Below are 24,196 nucleotides of genomic sequence, written 5' to 3' on the forward strand. Positions count from 1 at the left end.
AAGATATCACTTATATATAAATGAACGCATTTGAAATAATCGGTGGAAAACCGTTAAAGGGAGAGATTATTCCTCAAGGAGCAAAAAATGAGGCCTTACAGATCCTTTCTGCAGTTTTACTGACAGAAGAACCTATGACCATCAGTAATATCCCAGATATTAAGGATGTCAATAAGTTGATCGATTTATTGGCTGCTTTAGGTGTTAAAATTAATCGCATAGATAAGGACACATACGTTTTTGAAGCTAAAGATATAAATATAGACTATTTCCAATCACCCGAATTTAAAGAAAAAGGCGGTGGATTGCGTGGCTCTATTATGATTGTCGGCCCTTTGTTGGCTCGATTCGGAAAAGCCGCTATTCCGAAACCGGGGGGGGATAAAATCGGACGTAGACGATTGGATACACACTTTTTGGGCTTTGAAAAATTGGGTGCTAAGTTTGTGTACGATGCGACTACCCATTTTTTTAACGTTGATGCAACGGAGTTAAAAGGAAGTTATATCCTTTTGGACGAAGCTTCTGTAACGGGTACTGCGAATATCGTGATGGCTGCTGTATTGGCAAAAGGGACAACAACGATATACAACGCTGCTTGTGAGCCGTATTTACAACAACTCTGTAAAATGTTGAATCGCATGGGTGCTAAAATATCCGGTATTGGATCTAATTTGTTGACCATCGAAGGAGTAGAGCGTCTGGGAGGAACTTCACACCGCATGTTGCCTGATATGATTGAAATAGGTTCTTTCATCGGACTTGCCGCAATGACAGGTTCAGAAATCACCATTAAAGACGTCTGTTTTGAGGAACTTGGCGTTATTCCATCTGTATTTTCACGCTTAGGCATCAAGTTTGAATTACGTGGTGATGATATTTTTATTCCGGCACAAGAATCGTATGAAATCGATACATTTATTGATGGATCTATTCTGACGATTTCAGATGCACCTTGGCCAGGTTTTACGCCCGATTTATTAAGTATAGTGCTTGTTGTGGCGACTCAGGCAAAAGGAAATGTATTGATTCATCAAAAAATGTTCGAGAGCCGTTTGTTCTTCGTGGACAAATTGATTGATATGGGAGCTCAGATTATCTTGTGCGACCCACACCGTGCAACCGTTATTGGACTGAATAAATCACACCACCTGAGAGGTATTGAGATGACTTCGCCAGATATTCGTGCCGGGGTGTCTCTATTGATTGCAGCGCTATCTGCCAAAGGAAAATCTGTGATACACAATATCGAACAGATTGAACGTGGCTATCAAGATATCGAAGAACGCTTGCGTAAATTAGGAGCAGATATTAAACGTGTCGATGCCGAACCAAAAGGTCATTAATTAAAGCGACTAGCCTATGTGCTAGCGCAAGATAAAAGGAGCTCCGGATACAAATTCTGGGGCTTTTTTTGTGATATCTGCATCAAATAAGGTAAATTTGTCTAAACTACATTTAAACAGCTATAGATATGAAAAAATATCTAAAAAAGTACGCCTTAGTTTTCCCATTATTAGGCATAGTACTTCTTTTTCACAATTGTCAATCCTCTACACCTAAAGAGGTTAAGCTACATGAAGAATCAAATACAACAACGGATATCCGCTCTTCTAAACGGATCAATGCTGCGGTAATCGTACAAAAAGTTACTTTTCCCAATATGCCTTTTGCTGAACTAATCAGGTTGATGAATCTGACCAAAGATAGTTCACCTGCTGCATTGTGGAAAGCAATATCCACACTACCCCAGGCGGAACAAATGAAGAAAGATAGCTTTGATCTTGAAAATCCTCTGCAGCGTATGGAGCTGATGCTTGCTCCTTTACGTAAGATGGAAATTAAATTCGATCAACAACAAGCGAAATCTGATGCTGAGGGCCTGACGTACCGCTTGGAAAATTATGTGAATTATAGCAAAGGTTCAGGCGAGTTTTTTTTAGCAAATAGCGACAACGCTGCTATCAATGTAGGACTGAACTATCCAGAAGGGAAACTTAATGGATTGGCGAAGGTGCAGATACGAATAAATCCCAAAGAGTATATGATCGATAAGACCGGAAAAACAAAAGTAATTGCCGGAATTACCTGTCAGCAGGCCATTTACAATAAAATTGATGCTATGGATAAGACACTCCCTAAATTTGTCGTTTGGAAGAGCCCACGGATTCCGAAAGGAATCAATCTGCTGCATCCTTATGTGTTTGATGAAAACGAAGGAATTCTTGAAATTGATGCCTATCTCAATGCGGATGAAAATTCCCTATTGCGTTTTACAACCACAGCTGTCGTCGAAAAGCAATTTGAACCCAAAGAATTTGAGGTAGCAAAAGCACATGCTAAGCTTGACGGGGCCAAGGATCAAAACAACATCGAAAAAAATGTACTTGATGTGGTGTTTCATTAGAAAACACCATAAAAAAGGAGTTGATCACATGATCAACTCCTTTTTTATTTGGGATATATGTCAAAGTTTACATTAAAGGAGCCGGTGCTTCTTCTTCAAATAAAGGAAATTCCTTGATAATGTTGTACCATGTGATAACCTTTTTAATATCCGAAGAATAAACACGTGATTCATCATGGCCAGGAGCTACTTCACGGAAGAAATCTCTTAATGTTGCGCCATCAGATTTTGTATCTGGCAGAGCGATGCCTTTCTCTTTGATTGTTTCAAAAATATTCAATAGACGAATTTCTTCTTCTTCACCATAGATTGTGATATCTTCCAAAGTCGCCATTTTTGTAGAAGATAAACTTACTACAGTTTTGATTTTTGCCTGATCAAGGGTTTCTAAAATAAAACCACCTTTATTTTGTCCAACCAATTTGAACAATCCTGGTTTACCAGTTACGGATACTAATGCTCTTAAATTCATTTTAATACTATTTAAATCTCCAAGAATTAATCTTCGATAACTTCAATTGATAAAATACGGTCACCTTGTCTGATATCGTCAACAATGTCTACGTTTTCGATAACTTTTCCAAAACAAGTATGGTTACGATCTAAGTGAGCAGTGTTGTTACGGCTATGACAGATGAAAAATTGAGAACCACCTGTGTTACGGCCTGCATGAGCCATAGACAATACACCTCTATCGTGGTATTGGTTTTCGCCTGTTAATTCACAGTCAATTTTATAACCAGGGCCACCTGTTCCAGGGATTCCTGCAGCTCCTTCACGTGAATTTGGACATCCACCTTGGATAACGAAATCAGGTATCACACGGTGAAATGCTAATCCATCATAATATCCTGATTTAGCAAGTTTGATAAAATTGGCTACTGTATTTGGAGCATCAGCTGTGTAGAACTCCACAGTCATGTCGCCTTTTTCTGTTTTAATAATCGCTTTACTCATATTCAAAAATTTTTATGAAATACAAAGATAACGTTTCAGAGTGAAATGTGAAGTAAATCCCGATTGCCAATTTTTTTTAATTGATAGATTGTGTATTTCTCAGGATATTAAGTAATAGTATTTTTGTATATTTATGTACGCTAGCCAATTATAATTAACTGTAGATGTCAAATCCGTACAAACTAGTCATCCGGGAGTGGGCAGAGGCCGATCGACCGAGAGAGAAGCTGTTGAGCCAGGGGCGTAGGGCGCTTACCGATGCCGAATTACTGGCTATCTTGATCGGATCTGGTTCCAAAAATGAAAGTGCTGTCGAATTATGCCGGCGCATATTGGCCGATGTCAATAACAACCTGCATACGCTTTCGATGATGGAGGTATCTGAACTGAGCATGTATAAAGGGATAGGCGAAGCAAAAGCCATCGCCATTCTCGCGGCATTGGAGCTCGCCCGCCGCAAAAATGACCTGCCCGCAGAAGAACGTAAGCTCGTAAATAGCAGCCGCTTCGTTTATAACTTTATGAAACCCATATTACAGGATCTACCCCATGAAGAGTTTTGGACCCTTTATCTCAATACGGGGTATAAAATATTAGACAAACAGCTGATCGGACGCGGCGGTAATGATTTTACGCCAGTCGATGTCCGGATTATATTACGATCTGCACTTAGCCTTAAAGCACATGCAATTATATTAGTTCATAACCACCCCTCGGGCACCTTGTATCCGAGCAATGCTGACAAAATTCTGACGCAAAAAATTGTTGAAGCCTCTAAAATTATGGATATTAGAGTTGCCGATCATTTAATCTTTACCGATAACGGATATTATAGTTTTAAAGATGAAGGTATAATCGACTAGTTACAGCAATTCTTGGTATGAACAAAAACAGTATTGATAGATTCACAGACAGGATTGTCGATTACGAGAAATTTAGACCTTGTTACCCAAAAGAGATTATTCAGGTGCTTAAAGAGCAAATAGGGCTTGATAAAAAGTGGTTGGTTGCCGATGTCGGTAGTGGCACAGGGCTATCTACGCAACTTTTTCTCGAAAATGGAAATGACGTTTTTGCCGTTGAACCCAATCGGGAAATGCGTGAATCTTTACTTCATCATTTTAAAACCTATCGGAATTTAATTGCGCTGAATGCGACTGCCGAAAATACATCGATTGAGTCTGGATGCGTAGATCTCATTTTTGCAGGGCAATCTTTTCATTGGTTTGACCGGGAAGCATGTAAAAGGGAGTTCGCTCGCATTCTCACAGAAAATGGACGTATTGTGCTGGTCTGGAACCAGCGTGATCCCGGCGACGCTTTTCAACAGGAGTACGAAGATTTTCTGCTCAGTCATATACCAAGTTATCAATCTGTCAGTCACAAAAATATCAGTGATGATGATCTCAAACAATTTTTTGGATCACGTTCAATGACCAAGGTAACCTTACCAAATCAACAGATATTGGACCTTCGGTCGTTTTTGGGAAGAGTACGTTCATCATCCTATTTTCCAAAAGAGCAGGCTGAAAACAAAACGCTCTATGACGATCTCCGTACACTTTTCGATAAGTACGCAATCTCTGAGCGTATCGTATTCAAGTATATTACCGAAATTTATATCAGTTAACTAAGAAATAGGAATTTGCAAAGCTTCTTTCGTTGAATTTTTTCTCTTCCAGTCGAAAACTCTTCGTATAGGCGAAGAATGAAAAGGGAAGATTAAGATGAATAACGTTAGGATTACCCCGATAATAAATAGCCCGGAGTAGGCGTCGCGTAAGGATAGTAGCGAGGCTTGGACTTGGACCGATTTCATTATATTTCCTCTTTGTAGCACCAAGCTATTTGTTCGATCGATTATACCAGCAAGATCATTGGCATTAAAGATCTGTAGGTGGTAATACCAATTGGCAATGATGTTTGACCAGACTACAGGCACCAAAAATGAACGTGTAAGAATCAAAAATACTAACCCCGAGAGGTAATATTTGCTGGGAATATTACCGGCCATATACACGCCTATTCCAATGTAGGAGGTGATCACGCCCATTCCTCTTAATGTCAAAGGGAGATAGAACAAAGCCGTGTTTGTTTGTTGGTCGATAATTCTTGCAAAGAAAAAGCAAGATAGGGCATAACACGCTGCGGAGAATGCCAAAATGAACTTGCATTTCTTTGTTATTTTGAAATATATATAAGCGATTACTGCGCCGATCATATAACCAGGAATTACATAGGTATTTATCTCGGCGACTTCCAAGGGGTTTGTACCAAGCGTAATTCCCAAAAGGGAGGAGTACAGCGAGGTCGAGCTATAAAAAATGCCGAAAATAAAAATTGTTCCAATGGAGATAGGCAGAATCCGTGTTGAGAAGGCTTCAAAATTTAAGAGTGATTTTCGGATTAGTACACTTCTATTTATAAAAAGTATAAAAAAACAGAGCGATGCGATTCCGGTGACCAAAATAAACCTGGAATGAAACCAATTTTGTGTCAGACCATATGTGCTGAAATAGGCAAAATTCAATAATGAAATACAAAGTAAAATACTTCCAAACCAGTCATATTGATAGAGAGGTACCTTTTTAAAATCTGACGATTTCATAAAGATAATGCAGATTAACAACGCTACTGCAAGTAGTATATTTTGAAATAAAAAGACAGTTTCCCAATAGAAACGTGTTGCAAATAGAACAGATACATAACTTGCCAAGGCAGGAATGATCATTGTCATGGGGTAGTAGACTGCATATAATTGATACCGTTCTCCACGTGGCATGAGAAAAGGGATCATTTCCCCAATGATAGCCATAGTGACAATAATCTTGGCACTTCCGATAAAAAATGTGGACATACAGATGTTGACACCATTATTGGCATGTTCCAAAACCGTATTGGAAGCGAGGATAATGAAGATAGATACGATTAATATCGTCTTTTTGGAAAATAATTTCAACAACCTAAATACCAGTGGTATGGCACATACCATTCCCGCATAATAACAATATGTAGCCATATTCAGATCTGCGGTGGTACCGGCGTATCCATTCATGACATACGTGTTAATGGATGTTGGGATTCCATTATTGAACGAAAATAAAATATTGAGTACAAACAGAAAGAACAATTCCCAGCCTGAACTCAACCAATCTCTGAATATACGATCTTTCATGATTATTTAATACGTATGATAGCATTCATACCTACGCGAAGCATGGCAAGATCTTTTTGGGTATTGGATGCTGTAAAATTAATTCTAACTGGAATGCGCTGTTGTACCTTAACAAAGTTCCCCGTAGAATTGTCAACCGGGACAGCAGAATACTTAGATCCTGTTGCTTCGGATATGGCGGCTACTTCACCTTCAAATGTCTTCCCTGCCAATGCATCAATTTCAATGTTGACTTTTGCCCCGAGGGCAATATTTTTTAGTTGACTTTCGGTATAATTTGCCGTAATCCATTTCTGCTCATCACGTACAATATTGACCAATGGCGTACCGTTTTGCACCAATTGTCCCTCTTCTATCGTCCGCCGTCCCAATACACCATCGTATGGCGCAGTGATAACCGTATACGAAAGGTTTAACTTGGCAAGATCAATCGCAGATTCGGCCTTTAGCAATGAGGCATCATTGATTGATAGCTTCTGTTCAGACTCATGCGTGTTAAGTTTCGATACACGCTCTTGCGCCAAAAGTGCCTTGTATTTGGCTAACATGGCCTCATAATCTGCTTTTACCTGATCGAATTGATATTGCGTTACTGCTTCATCTTTTACCAGACTCTCGTAGCGCCTATAATTCAATTCCATATTATCTAGCCGGGCTCTCATCTCATCGATATTGGCATTTGCTATCGCAGTACTATTGCCGGCAATGGCAATTCCAGATTGCGATATTGTTTTACTTGCTTTGGCATCGGCAAGGGTGGCTTGTGCATTTTGTAATAAAATTCTGTACTCAGCATCATCAATAATGACGAGTGTATCGCCTTTGTGAACTTTTTGATGCTCATCAAATCGAATTGTTTTGATATAACCGCTGATACGCGAATTTATAGGGGTAATATGGGCATCTACCTGGGCATCATCTGTATAAACAGATTCGTTGATGTGGAAAAAGACTAAGATACCCCAGATAATTGTAACCACAATGACGACCGCAGATAGGATGTTGATGATCCATATCTTCCGCCTTCGTTTTATTTCTTTCTCACTTAATGTTGAATTGCTCATGACTCAATTACTTATCTTATTTTTTTCTGAAAATCAAGGCTCCCGATACTATTGCTTATCAATAATTGCGGTCAATTTTTCGAGAGTTTCTGTAATTTCCAATACTTTTTTTTCTGATATCTCCTGCAGGATCACACGGTAGAGGTCTTGTTGGACAGGGTCTAATAATGTCCTATATTCGTCTCCCTTTACCGTTAATTCGATTAAGTTATTTCGTCTGTCATTGGGATCGCTGACGCGTCTAACCAGATCTCGTTTACAAAGATTATCGATCAGCGGAGTGACACTTGCTTTGTTCTTTTGTATCGCTGTGGCTATATCTTGCTGATTCATTTGCTCCTTTTTCCACAGTGCCGCCAATACTTGCAACATTTCATAGGTGATATCCAACTGCTGTTCCTTTATTTTCTGGATATAGTATTGTTTTAAGCTCGTTCGCAAAGCAATGATACTATCCACTAAGGGTTTTACTGGATTCATGGATTCGTTTTTCATAGCACAAAGTTAAATATAAAACAGTTAAATATCAAACTAATTTGCTTTAGTTAAAAATGTGTTAAAGATGAGTCCTTTAGATAGAGATGGCATTTTATTTGGGAGTACTTAAACGAAAGGAAAAAAAGATATGTTAGGAGTTGAATTAATCTTCTTTAGACGTTGCCTACTGCCACTGCTGATTTTAGGAGGCGGGATAAGTATTGTAAGGGCCCAGCAAATGCATGCTTTTAATAATTTAGAAACCGATTATCATTTTGTATATCGGTGGGTAGATCCATTCTTCCCTTTAAGCCCACAGGTAGATGTGATGACCTTGGGTGTTGCGCCGATCGATAAAGAGCCGGAGCAGCAGGAGAAAATAAAAACGTCAACAGGAAAACAGCGTTTTACTGGCAGGGTGAGTGAGCGCGTATATGAAGGTTCGGAAGTAATCGCTAGCCCTGGAGACTCGGTTGGAAATATAACCTACAGCTCCATTAACTCACCCACACGGTATCGAGTTGCCATTGATCGACGGAGTAATGAGCAATACCATGGAAAGCCTGTATTTATAGATGCGAAGGGAGTAAAATATATAATTGATTCGAAATTTAGAAAACAAGTTGTCGAATAATTCCTTGGCTAAGTTAAAAAATTGTTAAAAATATTTTTTTCAGGTAATTAAATCGAAATATGGCATTTGTATTGTACTTTTATTTACAATTATTTATATAACAATTGAGTTATGAAAGCAATAAATCGTTTCAAAAAAATCACAGCTGCATTAGCTTTGATCGCTGCAGTCGGATTGGGACAATCCTATGCACAAACGGCTCCTAAAAAAATGGAAAAAGAAGCCAAAAAGTCTGAACAAAAAGCAAAAGAAGTAAAGACTAAAGCCAACGAGGCCGAAACGAAAACGAAGGCAGCGCCGGTGAAAGCTACAGCGAAGAAGGAAGCTGCAGTGAAGGAAAAGTCAGCGCAGACGAAAAAGATGGCTGATACAAAAACACCGCCAGCAGCACCAGTGGAAGCGAAGGAAAAAGCCGTGAAAAAAGAAAGCGCTAAAGCTGAAAAACAAGCTACTGCTGTTAAAAAAGATGCCGTAGCTACAGCTGATAAAGCAACAAGTGAAAAATATAACGGCCATACAGTCTATCTCGGTCCAAAAGGTGGTAAATATTATATCAACGGAAATGGTAACAAAACGTACATTTCTGACAAAAAATAAAGAGCAGCTGACAACGAATTATATCAAAAAAGGGGACATCGATCGATGTCCCCTTTTTTCATTTCAATAGTTTATCGTAGCAAATTCATTAAATAGCTTTTGTCCAGATAAAAGACATCTAAACTTCCGCCGTCATCCAGAATGCTGTTGCTAATCTCCTTTTTATGTTGCTGTAAGGTCTGAATTTTATCTTCGACTGTGTTAGGACTGATTAATCGAACAGCGGTAACCGTCTTTTGTTGACCCATGCGATAGATCCTGTCGATCGCCTGTTGTTCAACAGCAGGATTCCACCAGGGGTCTACCAGGTACACAACATCTGCTGCGGTAAGATTAAGTCCGGTACCACCTGCTTTTAGACTGACCAGAAAAACGGGGATATCCTTGTCGGATTGAAAGTCGTTAACCAATTTACCTCGATTTTTGGATTGGCCCGTGAGCATCAACGCGCGAATACCCTGTTTATCCAAAGCTTCTTTAATCAGGTTGAGCATACTGACAAACTGTGAAAACACGATCATTTTGTGCTGGTCTTTTTTATGCTGAATCTGCTCGATAAGCATTTCGATTTTGGCAGAGTCCGCAGCGGTAGTCAGATCTTCGTATTGGAGAAGTTTACTTGAATTACATATCTGACGCAATTTTGTTAGACCTTTTAGTACATGCATGGGACTTTTCTTGATTTCATCGCCATCTTTGGCAGAGATAAAATCCCGAAACTCTTTTTCATAAAGATCATAAATCCGCCGTTGGGCAGTTTTCATCTCACAGTAAAGAACCAGTTCATTTTTTGCAGGAAGATCACGTAATACATCCTGCTTTGTTCTCCGGAGAATAAAAGGCTTTATTTTCTCTTTCAGCATTTTTTTTCTCTTGCGGTCATGGAAAGCATCAATAGGAGTCGTATAGACATCTTTGAAATATTTTTTGCTTCCTAGCAGACCCGGTACAATAAAGGAAAGCTGGGCATAAAGATCCATCGTATTATTCTCGATAGGAGTTCCTGTTAAGATGATGCGATTTCTTGATTTTAATAAATTTACCGTTTTGTATCGCTGGGAATCCGGGTTTTTGATTTGCTGCGATTCGTCCAATATGACATAATTGAAGGTTATTTTTTTTAGCATATTGATATCCGTCAGCAGGTTGTGATAAGAAATTAAAACAAGGTCATACTGTTCAAACTGCATCCCTTTTTCTATTCTATTTGGACCATCTAAAACTAACGTTTGAAAAGATGGAAGGAATTGCTGGATTTCATGCCGCCAATTAAAAATTAAGGTCGTGGGAAGTACAAGTAATGTTGGTGCAGATTGTCCCTTTGCTTTTTGAGTAGCCAGAAAGGCTAATATTTGGATCGTTTTGCCAAGTCCCATGTCATCGGCAAGACAGCCGCCAAAGTTAAGCCCGTCCAAGAAATGCAGCCATTGTAGTCCTTGTTGCTGATAAGGACGTAAGTTTCCGACAAAAGTTGGAGGTACCTGGACCTCGGATAGCGAAGAAAAATTAGCTAGCTGCTTTCTCAATGTGCTGAGCTCAGCCAACACAATGGGGTCTAGCTCGGACTGATCAAATAGTTGATCGATCTCATTGAATTTGTATTTTGGAATTTCAATGAAATCATCAGCGATCGATTCGGCAGCATTAAAATAGGTCTCAAATTTATCGAGCCACTGTTGCGGTAAAATCCCCTGGGTGCCATCATCCAAGGTGATGAATTGCGAGCGGTTCCGTACTGCCTTTTCAAGTTTTTTTAGGGAGACACTTTTGGGACCAAACTTGACCTGTATATTGGCATTGAACCAATTTTGTCCACTGAGGACCTCCACATGTATTTTTCCCTTAAAACGGCTTAATTTATTTCCACGTAACGTATTAAATCCAATGATCTGTATACCCTGATGCTGCCACTCGTCAAAAGCATCCAGAAACCAGTTACTGTCCAGAAAGTATTTGCGATGCAAATAAAAATGCTGAAAGCTTCCCTCATCCATTTGCTCCTGAAAATAGGGATGCTGTTTCAGTAACAGGGAAATAACTTTTGTTTCAGCTTCACGTTTCCGATCGACCAAAAATTGTATACCCTTGCTGTCTGTACCGAATATATTCCGCTTACTTAAAATAGGAATTTCGACTTCACCATAACGCATGACAGGAATAAGGTTGACAAAATCTTCCGATTCCTCCAGAAACAAAAGTGGCTGCATGTCCTGATAATACAGATTTTCCTTCAACTGTGGCTTGCTTGCTTTGGGAATATCTTTAAAATTCAACTCCACGGAATGTGCTATCTGTTCCAAAAACAATCTGTTGAATTCTTCGAACTTACGCTGATGGATCAATAATTGCTCCCCTTTGTTGCCAAACAAACGGATCAACTTGAGGTGAAACTTATTTTCAATCAGAAAAAGCTGATTTTTGATGAGAATGAAATGGTCCAAAAGAACAACTAAATCCTGTAAATTGTAGGCTATCGTATGAATATGAATTTCTCCCTGAATGGCATAAAACGCACCTTTTTTTGTAATAAAGAGCTTAATATCACCTTTGTTTAGGTTAAATTGAATCGGCGATAAGGTGGAGGCTGTTATATTGTCGGATTTCTCATAGTCATGCAGATAAAAATCGAGGTGTAACGGGTTTTTTGCAATCGCCTTCAGGCTGGAGCTGATTTCGATATCCTGTTGCACAGCTTGAGAAAATTGATAAACAGCTGTGTAAAATTGCATTTCCTCAATCGAGCTGCTTTGCCAGATACGAAACTGGCTCTCACTAGCGGAAATCGGGTTTTTAGGTAGGCCAGATTTCGTCATTGGAGCTTGGCACAGGAGTATTTGTAGATTTTTGTAATACCGGTTGCGCGTTAACACCACAAAATGATGATGCTGTTCGGCTGTCGTCTTGGCCTTTGGGGCAAGAGATTCCTCCACTAGATCAAAGTCATCAATGGAGGTTAGCTGTTTGTCTTTTAATAGAAACTCAAGCTTCCCTGCTTTGATCTGGGCTGAAAAATAGTTTTCTAAAGACGATTCCTTTTCCAGTCCATATTGTGCCGCAACCTTCTTGAGGAGATGCTGATAGCGGTTGTGATCAAAAAATGCCAGCCAATTCTCCTGTGTAAATAGTTTACTTAAAGCCGCCTTTTGATGACGGCAGAATCCTGTTTGTGGACAATTGCAAAAGACGGCTGTTGTGGGCAATGTATGTATGATCATCACTTCAAAATCGGTATAATTCTCCAGTACCTGAAAAGTTGCCTGATTGACCTCCATTTCCATCGCATTGACCTGAAAATGGGCCAGTGTCAGGTCCATCCAAGGAAAATAAGAATAACGGCTCACCTTGGTGAAATCGATATCGGTCAATGTATACTGATGGAATTCCATGATGCTTGGTTAAAAATTAAAACTCATTCCGCCATAATAATTACGTAATGGGGCAGGATTAAAATACCGTCCTCCAAAAGCATTTATATCGTTTCCAAGACTATATTTTTCATTGAGCAGATTGTCGGCCCCAACAAAAAGCCTGATTTTATGCGGTGAACAGACAGATTTGCTCCAGGATAATTTGGCTTGCAAAAGATGATACCGGTTGGCATAAACAGTGTTTGCGTCATCCAGTGGTATTGCTGCAGTTAAATTGGAAAGGAGATCCAGTTGGAATTCATTCGGGAAAAGTATATCCAACGAATTTACCCATACTGTTTTAGGAACTGCAGGGAGTTTATTGTCCTTATAGTTTTTGTCGCCTACCTGATAGGTTTTGAACCTGTAGTCATTGAGGGAAAAATTACTGGTCAGTTGTAGGCTACGGACCATACCGGTTGTTTGAGGCCTGATCAAATACATGAATAGCGAGGCTTCCAATCCCTTTTGGTTTATTTTACCCGCATTTTGAAAATATTCAGCACCATTATCCCGTACCTGTCGGATAATGGCATTGTTCATTTGATACGTGTAGGCCGCTGCATCTAAAATAATCCGGCGATTCCACAAATGCCAACGAAGCCCAAATTCATGGTTTGTACCTGTTTCTGGTTTCAGCATCGTATTAATTGTATTGTCTGACGAGCGGACTTCAGCAACAGTTGGTGCAGAGAAACCTTTAGAAATCGATGCTCTAAGTGCAAGGATTGGTGTGATCAAATAGGATAGTGCTGCTCGTGGCATCCAGGTACTTCCGAAATCAATATTTTCTTTGTTTTCTTGTGCGACAGGATAACGTTGCTGGTAGCCAATTTTATTCTCATTTAATCCGAGCGACAGCTCTACCTGGAGGCGCTCTAGCCACTCCAGTTGGGTGCGTGCAAAAAATGATTGCTGACTGTTTTCCAATTTGTCCTTGGCCTGAGGATCGGTAGCGACACCTTGGGCGTTGTCATAATTGTCAATAGCATACCAGCCCTTTTGTGCTTCCAAGCCCAGTTGGACTTCATATTTTAAATCTTGGCTCAACAGATCGGCATAAGATAAATACAGGCGCGTTCCTAAATTCTTTTCATCTCTTTTCTCGTAATTGGTGATGAAGGGATTTTTGATCTGATTGGATGAACCAAATACACTGGCGAATAAGGTCATCTTAGAACTGAGGTGCGTCTGGTTGCTCAGTCCACCAAAGAATGTTTTATCGTAGATTGCTGCTTTTTGTTCAGCAGCACCAGGATTTGGTCCGCCCTTAGGCCGGGCCTGTCTGCGGTCGCTCTCCATTTGTGCTGCGGTGAGCCCTCCCGGAGTTTGGTAACCAAGATCCGAATAGAAACCGGTGAATTTTAATTCGGATGTTTTTGCATATTGCCAATTGTAATTAAGCTGTATATTCTTTTTGTTTAAGGCTGAATTCTGGCGATAACCGTCACTTCTTGTCCAACTTTGATTGATGGCAAGTTGCTGACTCTGGCTGAGGGGTAATATTGCATTGAGCTGTTCCTGGAAAAGACCGTAGGAGCCCCCCGTTAATTGGAGGTTGACTTCAGGTTTGTCAGATCGATCAAATCCCTTACTATAAAAGGAGAGTACACCGCCTGAATTGGCCCCATAGATCGATCCATCTGGACCTTTTAATATATTGATTTGTCCTATTGCGGATGGATCTATCAAGTTAAGATAGGTGTTCCCGCCTGCGTCAGTAAATGGAAAGTCGTCCAGATAGATTTTGACATTGCGAACACCAAAAGGTGAACGGATCATACTCCCACGGAGTGCTAGCCGGTAACTCCCAGGGGAACGTTCTTCCATGCGTAAACCCGGCACCCTGTTCATTGCTGAAACAAAGGAGGGCGACTGCAGGGATTGGATCATTTGGCTGCTTAACACAGCCGCAGAAGATGTCAGTCGCAATAGTGGTTGTTTATTGAAGTAGGCTTTAACTTCGACTTGTTCTAGTCGATTAGTCGTAGTATCCACTTCCTGCGCATATAATTTGCTACATAAACCAAGGGTAGCAAGTAGGTAATATCTTTTCATCGTTAGGGTTTGGTCGGCTTAGTCTGCAAATTCCTGACTGAAATAAATTTCAAAAATCTGCTTTTTCTTATTGTATTTTAGGCATTGAAAATTCGCATATACGGAGCTGGTCGGCACACAAAGACTGTTGGCCATGGCTTCTTTTGAGAATTTTTTGTTCAGACAGCCCTGCTGCAAATCAAAGTTTTTGTTCGTCGAAATATCGGTCACATCAAAGGAATTGTCGTCAATCAGGTAATTTGAATTGTTTAAACGAATATAATCCTCTTGATAAATCAGTTCGGAAGCAACGAGATAATCGAGCGATCCAAAGCTGGATGAACAATCTAGATTTTGAAGGGTATTGACAACTTTTAACTCTTTATACAATGTGTTGTATGTATTGCGTTTATGATCGAATAAGGTGATCTCGATGTGATGATTATCTTTGTTGTACAGCAGATACCCAAGGTCTCCAGAGCCATTTTCGAAGATATTCCCTTTCGCGATCGCTAAAACAGCCAAGTTAGGATGCCCAAGAAAATAATCCTTCTGGTCTGCACTTAGTGTTGTCGTTAACTTCTGGTGAAGTTTATCGAAGAGGCCGGCGTCGTTCATTTTTATTAACTGCTGCGTTTGTTCTTCAATTCTGTCTGCAAAACGCGGGCTATCGTAGCTCGAAGTATCCGATGGGAGCGGTGGTGATGCAGGGGGGACTACCTGTTCTTTCTTTTGTTCGTCATTTTTCGTTGTTTTTGGCGTCTTTGTCTGATGACAGGAAACAAGAGCCAATAATAATACAATGTATAGAAAAAAGGTTTTTAAATTCATGATGAAGTATCGTCAATGCCAATTCAGTCACTCTTCGTGAATAGAAAGAGCAACAACATCGGCTAATTTAGTTATTTTATGGCAAACAAAGCTGTCGCAATCTGGAATTAGAAGGCTTCATTCAGCCCTAAAAAGAAACCACGGGAACCATATTTTCCAAAGGCATAGTCCAGACATAGATTTGTGCGTGTTGCTTTGTTAAAGAGCACCCGTAATCCGGCACCACCCCCAGGTTGCCACCTTTCAAAAAGTTTGGTACCCAGTTCGTCGCTGGCAGTCTGTAGGTTGAAAAAAGCAGCTCCGCTCAAAAAGTGATTCTTTAAAATTGGGAAGCGGTATTCTGTTTCGGCATAACCGAAAGAAATTCCTTTGAAATAACCAATGGTATAACCCCGGCCGCTTCTGACGGCTACGTCTCTTCCCGTTCCTGGGAGATCAAAATAGGGAAGTGTACCACCAAGTTTATAGGAACCCCAATACCAGAAGGCAAGTACATGAGCCGGGTCGGACTGAGATAGACTAAAGTATTTTCGAAAGTCGGTGGTAAGCTGTACAGCACTTTTGCTACTGCCCAACAGCGTTGTGTTCCATCGCACACCAATATCCGAATAGATACCCTTGTAAGGCCTATTGGGATTGTCTCTTGTCATATATTGCATATTGAGCAATAGTCCATTGGAATTATAACTGTCGGGATCGAAGCCATGTTTTTCGGTGTAGATGGTATTGGGCGTAATGTTGCCATTGGGGCCGCTGCTGGTTATTTTTCGTCGTAAGTCAAACGCCAATCCAGCTCCAACAAATAGTCCGTCGGCGATACGTTTATAGACTTTTTCATTAAATGTAAATGCGTTATATTTTGCTCCGTATTTTTTATGGTCGGGGTTGGCAAGGATCTCTTCATCGGCATTGTTCCATTTTCCATGGGGAGTCATGCCCAAACCCGCATCTAAAGCGACCATTTTGACAAGTGCAAAAGCGCCCTGAAAATTTAGTTTATTGTTGGGGGTAAAGATATTATGGCTGATATAGAAGACCATGATGTTTTTTGTGGTGATTGAGGCGGATGTCGCTGCGATCGACATGGTCGTTGTTTTGGGGTCACCCAGTACTTTCCCCGCGACAGCCTTGATTCCGATCTGACCACCAATGGTTGGGTTGTAGGCAATGTTGGGCATTAAGGTGATGGGAGAGCGTTTACTCGCGTGTTCCTTTTTTCGTTTGGGATGGATTATTCGTCCGATTAAATCCGATATATCGTATTGACTGGCCATGGCCGAGTCACGCTGATGTTTGTACTGTGCAAGAGAGTCTGTTTTTGCATCGGTTTGAGCAGCGAGCAGCGTAGGGATTGAAATCAAAAGTATTCCTAAAAAAGCATGTCGGAAGAAATCGTTAAAACGTAAAAGTTGATGCATACATTCGGGTCTATCTTAAAACTAAACGTCAAAAAAAATAAAATGTTTTCTCAAGTACTCGGAGCCTGTCTTTTTTTGATCTTTGAACAAATGCAAATACGGTATTGTGTTGAAGAAGTTTATTTTTCTTGCGAAGCTGGAGAATTAAACTTGCAAATCACAGCAAATTTATCTTAGTTTGATTATTTAAACTAGGATATGATAGGACGCACTATATTTAATTATGGATTGACTTTGCTTTTATTGACAGGGGTAGCTCATGCGCAAGAACTGTATACCCCAAGGAATATTCAGCAAGCGATCGAAAAGGGAACCCGTACCAAAACGGGTCTACCAGGGAAAAACTATTGGCAGAATTTTGGTAAGTATGATGTGCGGGTGCAATTGGATCCGGCTACAAAGATGGTGAGTGGAACAGAGACTATTGTGTACACAAACAATAGTCCCGATACATTGAAACGCTTGGCTATCCGATTTGTGAACAATGTACACAAACCTAATGCGGTACGTGCTGCATACGCTTCGGACGACTACCTGACTTCGGGCCTAAAGATTAAATCGTTTAAACTGAATGGTCAAGTTTACGAAGTAAACAGCAAGGACTGGGGAACGGTGAAGTTAGGTGATTTTGGGCAGAAAATCCTTCCGGGAAGCACTGCAACATTGGACATTAGCTGGGAATATCCGTTATCTGTCGAAAGCGACCGTGAAGGGCTGTTGAATGCTTCCACCTTTTATTGTGCTTACTCTTATCCGCGTGTGTCTGTATACGACGATTATAATGGCTGGGATCTTCTGGAACATAATGGCCGACAAGAATTCTACAATGGTTTCAACGATTATCAATTTGAGATATCCGTTCCGAAGAACTTTGTTGTTTGGGCGACAGGTGAATTGACAAATGCGGCTGATGTACTGCAGAAACCTGTTCTGGACCGTTTCGAAAAATCAAAAGTCAGCGACACGCCAATACATATCGCGACAGATGCCGAAATGAAAGCGGGGAAAGTGACAACACAAGAAGCCTGGAATAAGTGGAAATTTAAAGCAACCTATGTGCCTGATTTTTGTTTCAGTGTGAGTGATAATTATATCTGGGATGGCGGGAGTGTAGATTTGGGAAGTAAGCGCGTGAGTGTGCAGTCAAGCTATGTCACCGGAACAGCAGATTTTGAACAATACATTGGTTGGCAGCAATATTGCATTGACTGGTTTTCTAAAAATTGGCCTGGTGTCACCTACCCATACCCAACAATGACGGCCGTTCAGGGATTTGCAGACATGGAATATCCAATGATGATCAACGATTCTAGTGTCCCAGATAATCTCGTGGATGCGCGACAAACAGCAGACCATGAAATTGCACATACCTATTTCCCTTTTTACATGGGTATCAATGAGACGCGATACGGTTATATGGATGAAGGCTGGGCTACTGCATTGGAATTCTGGATTGGAAATGCGGAGATTGGTGCCGAAAAAAACAAAGAACTTTTCAAAGATGCCCGTGTAAAGCGCTATATCTTTGACCCTTCTACCGAAGAAGACCAACCCTTGATTACCATGACCTCTCAGTTAAGTGGTTTAGGGTACGGCAACAATGCCTACATCAAGGCCGCATTGTCTTATATTGCATTACGGGATTACTTGGGCGATGAACTGTTTAAAAAAGCATTACACCATTACATGGAGCTATGGCATGGAAAACATCCGACGCCTTGGGACTTCTTTTATAGCATCAATGCTGGAGCTGGGCAGAATTTAAACTGGTATTGGAAAAATTGGTATTTCACCAATAATTACATCGACCTTAAAGTGAATGATTTTAAACAACTTGCTGGCAAAAATACACTGACGATCACTAATGTCGGGGGATTTGCAATTCCGTTTGATGTGTTGATTACCTATACGGATGGATCGGTGGAGACAAAACATCAAACTCCGTCAATTTGGCAACACAATGAAAAACAGGTAATCCTGACTTGGACTTCGACTAAAAAGGTGAAAAATATTACCTTGGACGGTGGCATTTTTATGGATTACACAGCCAAGGACAACAGCAGGGACGTTATTAAATAACCAGATCGATCGTGTCAGCCTTTATGTTTGAAAAGGTTGACACGATTAATGACTGAATGCTGTTGAAGTCTGCCTACAAATAGGTGTCCATTCCTGTAAGCCTTACCCTGGGCCTGTAAGACTACAGCTGATCGATGCTTCGAAATGTCAGATTAATTCGTGCACTGAACGCCTTTTTTGTCGGTGGAAGCCGATGCAACCAATACGTTTGTGTAACACCTTTCATCACCAATAAACTTCCATGGCCCAAGATGATGTCTATTTTTTCTTTGCTCGTTTTATGTTTAAAGGCAAACTTTCGTTCAGCACCAAAGCTTAAAGAAGCAATTGCTCCATTTTTTTTGAGGTCTTTTTCACCGTCGCTGTGCCAGGCCATTCCTTCGTCGCCATTGTGATAAAGATTCAACAGGCAGGAATTATACGTCTCCTGTGTTTGTTCTTCGGCAATCTTTTTCAGCTCAAGAAGTTCCTTTGTCCAGGGAAGCGCTCTTTTAGTAGTGTTGGAATAGCTATATTCGAAAGCCTGGTCGCCATACCAAGCCACTTTTCGTTTGGTGACGATTTCGTTTCCAAAAATAATGGCACGGTCATTTACCCATTCGATCGAGTCCATGAGTCTATCAAAATAGTGGTTTGCTTTCTGTGGAGGCAGTATTTTACCATAATAATTGACAGTCCCATCGTAAGGGAGTAGATTTCTATTGCCATCGAAGAGATTGTCGAAAAGTTCCATGTTATCGTATTGTGTGTGTTTACTAAATAGCCGTATGCAAAGTCTCCCATCCGATCATCGCTGTTTTCCGCATTGGATCCCATCGGTAACCACCAAATATACCGCTGTTTTGTATAACACGATGACAGGGGATAAGGTAAGCTATCGGATTGCTTCCAACAGCTGTGCCGACAGCACGGGAGGCTTTGGGGTTTCCGATTTGAGAAGCGATAGCACCGTAAGTGCTTAAGTTACCCATAGGGATTTTTAATAAAGCTTCCCAGACTTTCAATTGAAAATCAGTGCCTTTTAAATGTAATTTTACCTGACGGATATCTTTATCTTGGGGATTTAATGCGCTGAGTGCATTCTCGTGCATGCTGTTCCCCTGTTGTAGGTATGTTGCGTTCGGAAATCGTTGCTGAAGAGAGTCAAAAGCTGTTATGTTATCATCCGCGTAGGCAATATGACAAATACCTTTTGAGGTGGATGCAATTAGCATTGTGCCGAATAAGCTCTGATAATACGCGTAGGAAATCAATAAATTGGAGCCTTCATTTTTATATTCAGCGGGAGTCATCCCCTCAATGTTGATAAATAGTTCATGAAGTCTACTGCTGCTGGAAAGGCCAAGCTGGAATGTTGTTTCAGCAATGTTATTTTCCTTAAGCAATGATTTTGCATAATTTATACTTACGTACTGTAAGAATTTTTTGGGGCTTGTACCTGCCCATGCGGTAAACATGCGTTGAAAATGAGCTTCACTCATGTAAACATGAGAAGCGATCTGACCCAATGTAGGTTGAGACTTAAAGTTTTCCTGTAAGAAATGTATGGCCTTGGCGATACGTTGAAAATCTACTTCTTGTTGAATAGTCATGATTGTTCATTTAATTTATACAAAGTTGCTAATAAGAAGAAGTCTTTAAAATCCGATTTATGCTAAATTAAATGTTGGATGAAGGAGATTTGTCCGAATGACCTAAGGATTTATCTGGTGCGACTAGATCACGGATCAGTTGTTTGAGTTCTTTTATTTCGGGGAATCGACCGGCTCTTTTTCGATCGAATATCTCCTTATCCGCTACCCGTATTGTATAACGGCCTGCAATTTCGCTGGGGACCAGCATCACTCCATGGATCTCATCCGTGAACGAACTCAGTACCTCCTGCGCCATATAGGCGGCGCGCAGCATCCAATTGCATTTTGGACAATATTCAATTTCAATAACAGGTTTTGTTGCCATGAGTTAAGTTCAAGTACGTTGTTTTGTTTCAAACAAATTTATCAATCCTAGCGCTGCAATCCTAACGCTTTTTGTCATGGAAATTTCGAGATATTTCCAACTCAGCGGAGTGCTGTATACAACAAGCCCATTCCATTGGCCTTTTTCTCGGTTAATGGAATGGGCTTGTATTGTTGGATATTCCTGATAGGTATGCTGGAGGCTTAACCGATTTTCAAGGAGGTCATGGTCAGCGATCCAGCCACTGAATTGTCGTTGAAGAGAAACAACTCGTCATTTTTCTCCTGTAAACCCAAGGTATAGATTAAAGGGAGGTAATGTTCAGGAGTTGGAATTGCCAAGTCGAACTCTTTGCCTTGTTTTCTGAAATCTATGAGCGCCTGATGGTTGCCGTTCTGAATAAATTTCTTCATTTTTTCATTGGCTATAGTAGCCCACTCATACGCATAGCCTGCCGTATCGAGTTTATCCCAGGCGACCATCCGTAAGTTGTGCACCATATTGCCGCTACCGATAATGAGTACCCCCTTCTTTCTTAGCGCGTTTAATTGCTGTGCAATCTCATAATGGTATGCTGCAGGCTGTGTGTAATCGATGCTCATTTGGATAATAGGAACGTCTGCATCAGGGTATAGATGTTTGACGACAGACCATGATCCATGGTCCAGCCCCCATTTGTCGTCGAGATGAACATCTGCTTTGTTGACAATACGCTGTGTTTCTAAAGCGAGCGCCGGGCTGCCTGGAGCTGGGTATTGAACATCAAATAACGCCTGAGGAAAACCGCCAAAGTCATGAATGGTGGTGGGATGCTCCATCGCTGTGACAAATGTTCCACGTGTTTCCCAGTGTGCCGAGACAACAAGAATCGCCTTCGGTTTTTCGAAAGTTTGGCCAATTTTTTTGAATCCCCGGACAAATTCGTTGTCCTCTATGGCGTTCATGGGACTTCCATGTCCTAAAAATAAGACCGGAAATTTGTCCGTTGCCTCCAGTTCCCCGGAAAATTTATATAAAGAGTTTGCTTTATGAGCTACTCCAGCTAATGGTAATGTTGCCATAATTTTAATAAAATCCTTTCTACGCATTTGATATGATGTGGCTGCGTCAATTTTTACTACAAAGGTAGGGGTTGGGGCTGGCTAGGCGGTATAATTATCCTGTCAATCTGTTGTACTATTCGGAAATCTGTTGTACGCTATTCTGAAATAAGTTTTTGGATTTCACTTCTAAATTCCGAAGGCGTCATGCCTGCTTTCTTTTTGAAGACATTGGTAAAGTAGGCTTTATCTTGGTAGCCGAGTTCAAAACCAATTTCCGAGATCGTTTTAGTCGTTGTCAACAAGAGGTTTTTTGCTTCAATAAGTTTCCGTGTTTCGATAATCTCAGAAACGCTTTGTTGTAATATGCTCTGACAAATTAAATTTAGGTTTCGTGTCGACATAAAAAGCTTCTCCGCGTAAAAATTAACGCCTTCTGGACGGCGGTAGTTCTCTTCCAGTATAGATAGAAAGCTTGTGAACGTTGTACTCTGATTTTTCAATTGCTGTTGGCTGTCTGGAAATTGCTTTTTCCGTTCAGATTCAATCATGGTAAAGATGGTGCTCAATAACTGCTTGATAACCGCATAATCTACGCTATGTTGTAAGCATTCCTGTTGCATTAGCTCACACAAGACTATTAATCTCCCGAAGCAGTTGGGGCTGGCGAAGGTCAAAGTCGCATTGTCATGAAAGTGGGCGTAGAGCTGGAAAGTCGTTTCGGGGATAAATTCACTTTTAAATCGAACGACCCAAAATTCAATGTTATTATTATGCAAAAGAGGTTTGACGCGGTGGGTTTTGCCCTGAGTGACAAAACTTATAAATGGAGCGGTGTAGGTTTTTGTTTTAAAATCGATAAAATGTTCGAGCTTTCCTGCCACACCAATAATCAATTCCTCGAAATCATGTTGATGTATTTCGTTTTTGGATTGCTGTATGCGCAGTGCCTCGTCGGCGTCAACTTTGTAAATTTTGAAAAGTCCGTTCAAAATAAGGAAGATTTTAATTTGCTATTTACGAATATACGGTTTCAATTACATTTTGTTTGTCAAAGACCTTCTGTGGGCATCTTCGAGCTATTTATTGGAGCAAATTATTAGATATATTTCGGGTGAATCGTAGTTTTCTAGACCTCGTAACTTTCCTGTATCTAAGGGGGCTTCAATCAGATGTTCCTTTAGGGGTACCAGAAACCTAAAATGAGGTTTTTATTGATCTATGATGATTATATCCTTAAAAACTTCGCATTGTTTTGGCCATTAGGGACGCAGTATCTTTCAAGTCAACTTCGGCAATAGGGCCTGCGTCTACATATATATAGGTTATATGACTATTTAAATAGTGTTCTATTTATTCGCTTTTATTTACTTCTTCTTTAAGCTAGATTTTAATTGGTATTTAGTTAGCTTTTGGTTAGGGTTAGTTTAGCTATAACCTAAGCTATACCTAAACAAACCCTAAGTAAACCCTAAGTAAACCTTGAGTAAAAGCTATACCAAAATGAAAATTGATCAAGGTTTACTTTAGACTGGTTCCGCCATCCTCTATTCTGCTGCGGTTGCAGTTCGCGGTCACGTCCTATCTCTATTATGTATATCGATGGTATTAAACGTTGCGGAGCTCTGTTGTTACGTTGCTTATGTTTAAATTGAATACTGATTTGTAATTAACAGCACTATTGCACCGTTTTAACAGGGGGTTAACAAGGGTATACCCCTGCTAACCCCCTGTTAACCCCCTGTTATCCCCCCGTAATACCCCTATTAATTAACTACAAAAGTTGAACGAAATTGGTAATAGATCCAATACGAAGCCTGCCTCCATACTATATATGATGACCTGGGGTTCTCCGAAGGCCCAATCTGGACTTGGATCTACCATGCCAGCCCTCCGATCACCTGTTTTACGAAAAGAATCTCGCACCGTTACAGGCAGTTAAGGGCGAAATGAAATAAATAAGAACAAAAGGCTTGGAAGTTTGTTAGTAAACTCCCTATCTTTGCACCACTCCGCAAGGGAGGAACGGTTACCCCGAAAGAGGGAATCATGAAAAAAGAAGGGTTTAAGAGAAGCCTGACGGGATTTAAAATCCCGTTCAGTTTATTTTAAAC

21 protein-coding genes are annotated in these 24,196 nt (G+C 40.5%); 7 read left to right on the plus strand and 14 right to left on the minus strand.

Translation table 11 applies throughout. The annotated features are described in order from the left end of the window. Positions 1 to 20: 20 nt before the first annotated feature. Positions 21 to 1,346 (plus strand): UDP-N-acetylglucosamine 1-carboxyvinyltransferase, encoded by a 1,326-nt coding sequence (murA, locus tag GVK91_RS21845; protein WP_153847705.1) that lies wholly within the window; start codon positions 21 to 23, stop codon positions 1,344 to 1,346. A 128-nt stretch (positions 1,347 to 1,474) separates the two neighbouring features. Further along, positions 1,475 to 2,407 (plus strand): hypothetical protein, encoded by a 933-nt coding sequence (locus GVK91_RS21850; protein WP_159731321.1) that lies wholly within the window; start codon positions 1,475 to 1,477, stop codon positions 2,405 to 2,407. Positions 2,408 to 2,474: 67 nt separating this feature from the next. On the opposite strand, the gene GVK91_RS21855 is transcribed toward GVK91_RS21850, so the two are convergent. Together GVK91_RS21855 and GVK91_RS21860 are read right to left on the minus strand one after the other, a co-directional pair. Further along, positions 2,475 to 2,879, minus strand: coding sequence for a DUF5606 domain-containing protein (locus GVK91_RS21855; RefSeq protein ID WP_075993972.1), 405 nt, complete (start codon positions 2,877 to 2,879; stop codon positions 2,475 to 2,477). Between the two features lie 26 nt (positions 2,880 to 2,905). Continuing rightward, a complete protein-coding gene (locus tag GVK91_RS21860; protein ID WP_046671802.1) occupies positions 2,906 to 3,364 on the minus strand; it encodes a peptidylprolyl isomerase in 459 nt (152 codons plus the stop codon). A gap of 164 nt (positions 3,365 to 3,528) precedes the next feature. Here GVK91_RS21860 and radC point away from each other — a divergent pair, with 164 nt between their 5' ends. Both radC and GVK91_RS21870 read left to right on the plus strand, forming a co-directional pair. Beyond that, positions 3,529 to 4,227, plus strand: coding sequence for a DNA repair protein RadC (gene radC, locus GVK91_RS21865; protein WP_153847703.1), 699 nt, complete (start codon positions 3,529 to 3,531; stop codon positions 4,225 to 4,227). Between the two features lie 17 nt (positions 4,228 to 4,244). Beyond that, positions 4,245 to 4,994, plus strand: a complete 750-nt coding sequence (locus GVK91_RS21870; protein ID WP_153847702.1) for a class I SAM-dependent methyltransferase — start codon at positions 4,245 to 4,247, stop codon at positions 4,992 to 4,994. Here the strand turns inward: GVK91_RS21870 and GVK91_RS21875 are convergent, their stop codons facing one another. From GVK91_RS21875 to GVK91_RS21885, 3 genes are read right to left on the minus strand one after another with little or no spacing between them, the layout of a single operon-like run. After that, complete coding sequence (locus tag GVK91_RS21875) at positions 4,995 to 6,539, minus strand: MFS transporter (RefSeq protein ID WP_153847701.1); 1,545 nt, start codon at positions 6,537 to 6,539, stop codon at positions 4,995 to 4,997. A 2-nt stretch (positions 6,540 to 6,541) separates the two neighbouring features. After that, positions 6,542 to 7,603: an HlyD family secretion protein gene (locus GVK91_RS21880; RefSeq protein ID WP_153847700.1), complete on the minus strand. Its 1,062-nt coding sequence runs from the start codon at positions 7,601 to 7,603 to the stop codon at positions 6,542 to 6,544. 48 nt (positions 7,604 to 7,651) lie between these two features. Continuing rightward, positions 7,652 to 8,098 carry a MarR family winged helix-turn-helix transcriptional regulator gene (locus GVK91_RS21885; RefSeq protein WP_088162755.1) on the minus strand — a complete coding sequence of 149 codons (447 nt, stop codon included), beginning with the start codon at positions 8,096 to 8,098 and terminating at the stop codon, positions 7,652 to 7,654. A gap of 130 nt (positions 8,099 to 8,228) precedes the next feature. Here GVK91_RS21885 and GVK91_RS21890 point away from each other — a divergent pair, with 130 nt between their 5' ends. Both GVK91_RS21890 and GVK91_RS21895 read left to right on the plus strand, forming a co-directional pair. Beyond that, positions 8,229 to 8,714 carry a hypothetical protein gene (locus GVK91_RS21890; protein ID WP_159731323.1) on the plus strand — a complete coding sequence of 162 codons (486 nt, stop codon included), beginning with the start codon at positions 8,229 to 8,231 and terminating at the stop codon, positions 8,712 to 8,714. 111 nt (positions 8,715 to 8,825) lie between these two features. Beyond that, positions 8,826 to 9,311 (plus strand): hypothetical protein, encoded by a 486-nt coding sequence (locus GVK91_RS21895; protein ID WP_153847697.1) that lies wholly within the window; start codon positions 8,826 to 8,828, stop codon positions 9,309 to 9,311. 71 nt (positions 9,312 to 9,382) lie between these two features. Here the strand turns inward: GVK91_RS21895 and GVK91_RS21900 are convergent, their stop codons facing one another. From GVK91_RS21900 to GVK91_RS21915, 4 genes are all read right to left on the minus strand, one after another. Beyond that, on the minus strand, positions 9,383 to 12,697 hold the full coding sequence (locus GVK91_RS21900) for a DEAD/DEAH box helicase (RefSeq protein WP_159731325.1): 3,315 nt from the start codon (positions 12,695 to 12,697) through the stop codon (positions 9,383 to 9,385). Between the two features lie 9 nt (positions 12,698 to 12,706). Then, entirely contained in the window at positions 12,707 to 14,776 is a 2,070-nt protein-coding gene (locus tag GVK91_RS21905; RefSeq protein WP_153847695.1) for a TonB-dependent receptor, read from the minus strand. 18 nt (positions 14,777 to 14,794) lie between these two features. Next, positions 14,795 to 15,586 (minus strand): hypothetical protein, encoded by a 792-nt coding sequence (locus tag GVK91_RS21910; RefSeq protein WP_153847694.1) that lies wholly within the window; start codon positions 15,584 to 15,586, stop codon positions 14,795 to 14,797. 107 nt (positions 15,587 to 15,693) lie between these two features. Then, positions 15,694 to 17,004 (minus strand): BamA/TamA family outer membrane protein, encoded by a 1,311-nt coding sequence (locus tag GVK91_RS21915; protein ID WP_153847693.1) that lies wholly within the window; start codon positions 17,002 to 17,004, stop codon positions 15,694 to 15,696. 198 nt (positions 17,005 to 17,202) lie between these two features. Here GVK91_RS21915 and GVK91_RS21920 point away from each other — a divergent pair, with 198 nt between their 5' ends. Then, positions 17,203 to 19,083 (plus strand): M1 family metallopeptidase, encoded by a 1,881-nt coding sequence (locus tag GVK91_RS21920; protein ID WP_153847692.1) that lies wholly within the window; start codon positions 17,203 to 17,205, stop codon positions 19,081 to 19,083. Between the two features lie 121 nt (positions 19,084 to 19,204). Here the strand turns inward: GVK91_RS21920 and GVK91_RS21925 are convergent, their stop codons facing one another. The 5 genes from GVK91_RS21925 to GVK91_RS21945 all read right to left on the minus strand — a co-directional run bounded on the left by GVK91_RS21925 (position 19,205) and on the right by GVK91_RS21945 (position 23,074). Continuing rightward, on the minus strand, positions 19,205 to 19,816 hold the full coding sequence (locus GVK91_RS21925) for an alpha-ketoglutarate-dependent dioxygenase AlkB (protein WP_159731327.1): 612 nt from the start codon (positions 19,814 to 19,816) through the stop codon (positions 19,205 to 19,207). A 22-nt stretch (positions 19,817 to 19,838) separates the two neighbouring features. Then, a complete protein-coding gene (locus tag GVK91_RS21930) occupies positions 19,839 to 20,675 on the minus strand; it encodes a methylated-DNA--[protein]-cysteine S-methyltransferase (protein WP_182330809.1) in 837 nt (278 codons plus the stop codon). Positions 20,676 to 20,742: 67 nt separating this feature from the next. Then, a complete protein-coding gene (locus tag GVK91_RS21935) occupies positions 20,743 to 21,042 on the minus strand; it encodes a SelT/SelW/SelH family protein (RefSeq protein WP_153847690.1) in 300 nt (99 codons plus the stop codon). Positions 21,043 to 21,245: 203 nt separating this feature from the next. Beyond that, positions 21,246 to 22,103: a 4,5-DOPA dioxygenase extradiol gene (gene ygiD / locus GVK91_RS21940; RefSeq protein WP_200845678.1), complete on the minus strand. Its 858-nt coding sequence runs from the start codon at positions 22,101 to 22,103 to the stop codon at positions 21,246 to 21,248. 137 nt (positions 22,104 to 22,240) lie between these two features. Next, on the minus strand, positions 22,241 to 23,074 hold the full coding sequence (locus GVK91_RS21945) for a helix-turn-helix transcriptional regulator (protein WP_153847688.1): 834 nt from the start codon (positions 23,072 to 23,074) through the stop codon (positions 22,241 to 22,243). Between the last annotated feature and the right edge of the window lie 1,122 nt (positions 23,075 to 24,196).

It is taken from the genome of Sphingobacterium sp. 18053 (assembly GCF_902706145.1).
Taxonomy (GTDB): domain Bacteria; phylum Bacteroidota; class Bacteroidia; order Sphingobacteriales; family Sphingobacteriaceae; genus Sphingobacterium; species Sphingobacterium paramultivorum.

Bases quoted from the DNA above. Each gene is read 5' to 3' on its own strand.
- murA (WP_153847705.1), top strand. From the start codon at position 21: ATGAACGCATTTGAAATAATCGGTGGAAAACCGTTAAAGGGAGAGATT.
- GVK91_RS21850 (WP_159731321.1), top strand. From the start codon at position 1,475: ATGAAAAAATATCTAAAAAAGTACGCCTTAGTTTTCCCATTATTAGGC.
- GVK91_RS21855 (WP_075993972.1), bottom strand. From the start codon at position 2,879: ATGAATTTAAGAGCATTAGTATCCGTAACTGGTAAACCAGGATTGTTC.
- GVK91_RS21860 (WP_046671802.1), bottom strand. From the start codon at position 3,364: ATGAGTAAAGCGATTATTAAAACAGAAAAAGGCGACATGACTGTGGAG.
- radC (WP_153847703.1), top strand. From the start codon at position 3,529: ATGTCAAATCCGTACAAACTAGTCATCCGGGAGTGGGCAGAGGCCGAT.
- GVK91_RS21870 (WP_153847702.1), top strand. From the start codon at position 4,245: ATGAACAAAAACAGTATTGATAGATTCACAGACAGGATTGTCGATTAC.
- GVK91_RS21875 (WP_153847701.1), bottom strand. From the start codon at position 6,539: ATGAAAGATCGTATATTCAGAGATTGGTTGAGTTCAGGCTGGGAATTG.
- GVK91_RS21880 (WP_153847700.1), bottom strand. From the start codon at position 7,603: ATGAGCAATTCAACATTAAGTGAGAAAGAAATAAAACGAAGGCGGAAG.
- GVK91_RS21885 (WP_088162755.1), bottom strand. From the start codon at position 8,098: ATGAAAAACGAATCCATGAATCCAGTAAAACCCTTAGTGGATAGTATC.
- GVK91_RS21890 (WP_159731323.1), top strand. From the start codon at position 8,229: ATGTTAGGAGTTGAATTAATCTTCTTTAGACGTTGCCTACTGCCACTG.
- GVK91_RS21895 (WP_153847697.1), top strand. From the start codon at position 8,826: ATGAAAGCAATAAATCGTTTCAAAAAAATCACAGCTGCATTAGCTTTG.
- GVK91_RS21900 (WP_159731325.1), bottom strand. From the start codon at position 12,697: ATGGAATTCCATCAGTATACATTGACCGATATCGATTTCACCAAGGTG.
- GVK91_RS21905 (WP_153847695.1), bottom strand. From the start codon at position 14,776: ATGAAAAGATATTACCTACTTGCTACCCTTGGTTTATGTAGCAAATTA.
- GVK91_RS21910 (WP_153847694.1), bottom strand. From the start codon at position 15,586: ATGAATTTAAAAACCTTTTTTCTATACATTGTATTATTATTGGCTCTT.
- GVK91_RS21915 (WP_153847693.1), bottom strand. From the start codon at position 17,004: ATGCATCAACTTTTACGTTTTAACGATTTCTTCCGACATGCTTTTTTA.
- GVK91_RS21920 (WP_153847692.1), top strand. From the start codon at position 17,203: ATGATAGGACGCACTATATTTAATTATGGATTGACTTTGCTTTTATTG.
- GVK91_RS21925 (WP_159731327.1), bottom strand. From the start codon at position 19,816: ATGGAACTTTTCGACAATCTCTTCGATGGCAATAGAAATCTACTCCCT.
- GVK91_RS21930 (WP_182330809.1), bottom strand. From the start codon at position 20,675: ATGACTATTCAACAAGAAGTAGATTTTCAACGTATCGCCAAGGCCATA.
- GVK91_RS21935 (WP_153847690.1), bottom strand. From the start codon at position 21,042: ATGGCAACAAAACCTGTTATTGAAATTGAATATTGTCCAAAATGCAAT.
- ygiD (WP_200845678.1), bottom strand. From the start codon at position 22,103: ATGGCAACATTACCATTAGCTGGAGTAGCTCATAAAGCAAACTCTTTA.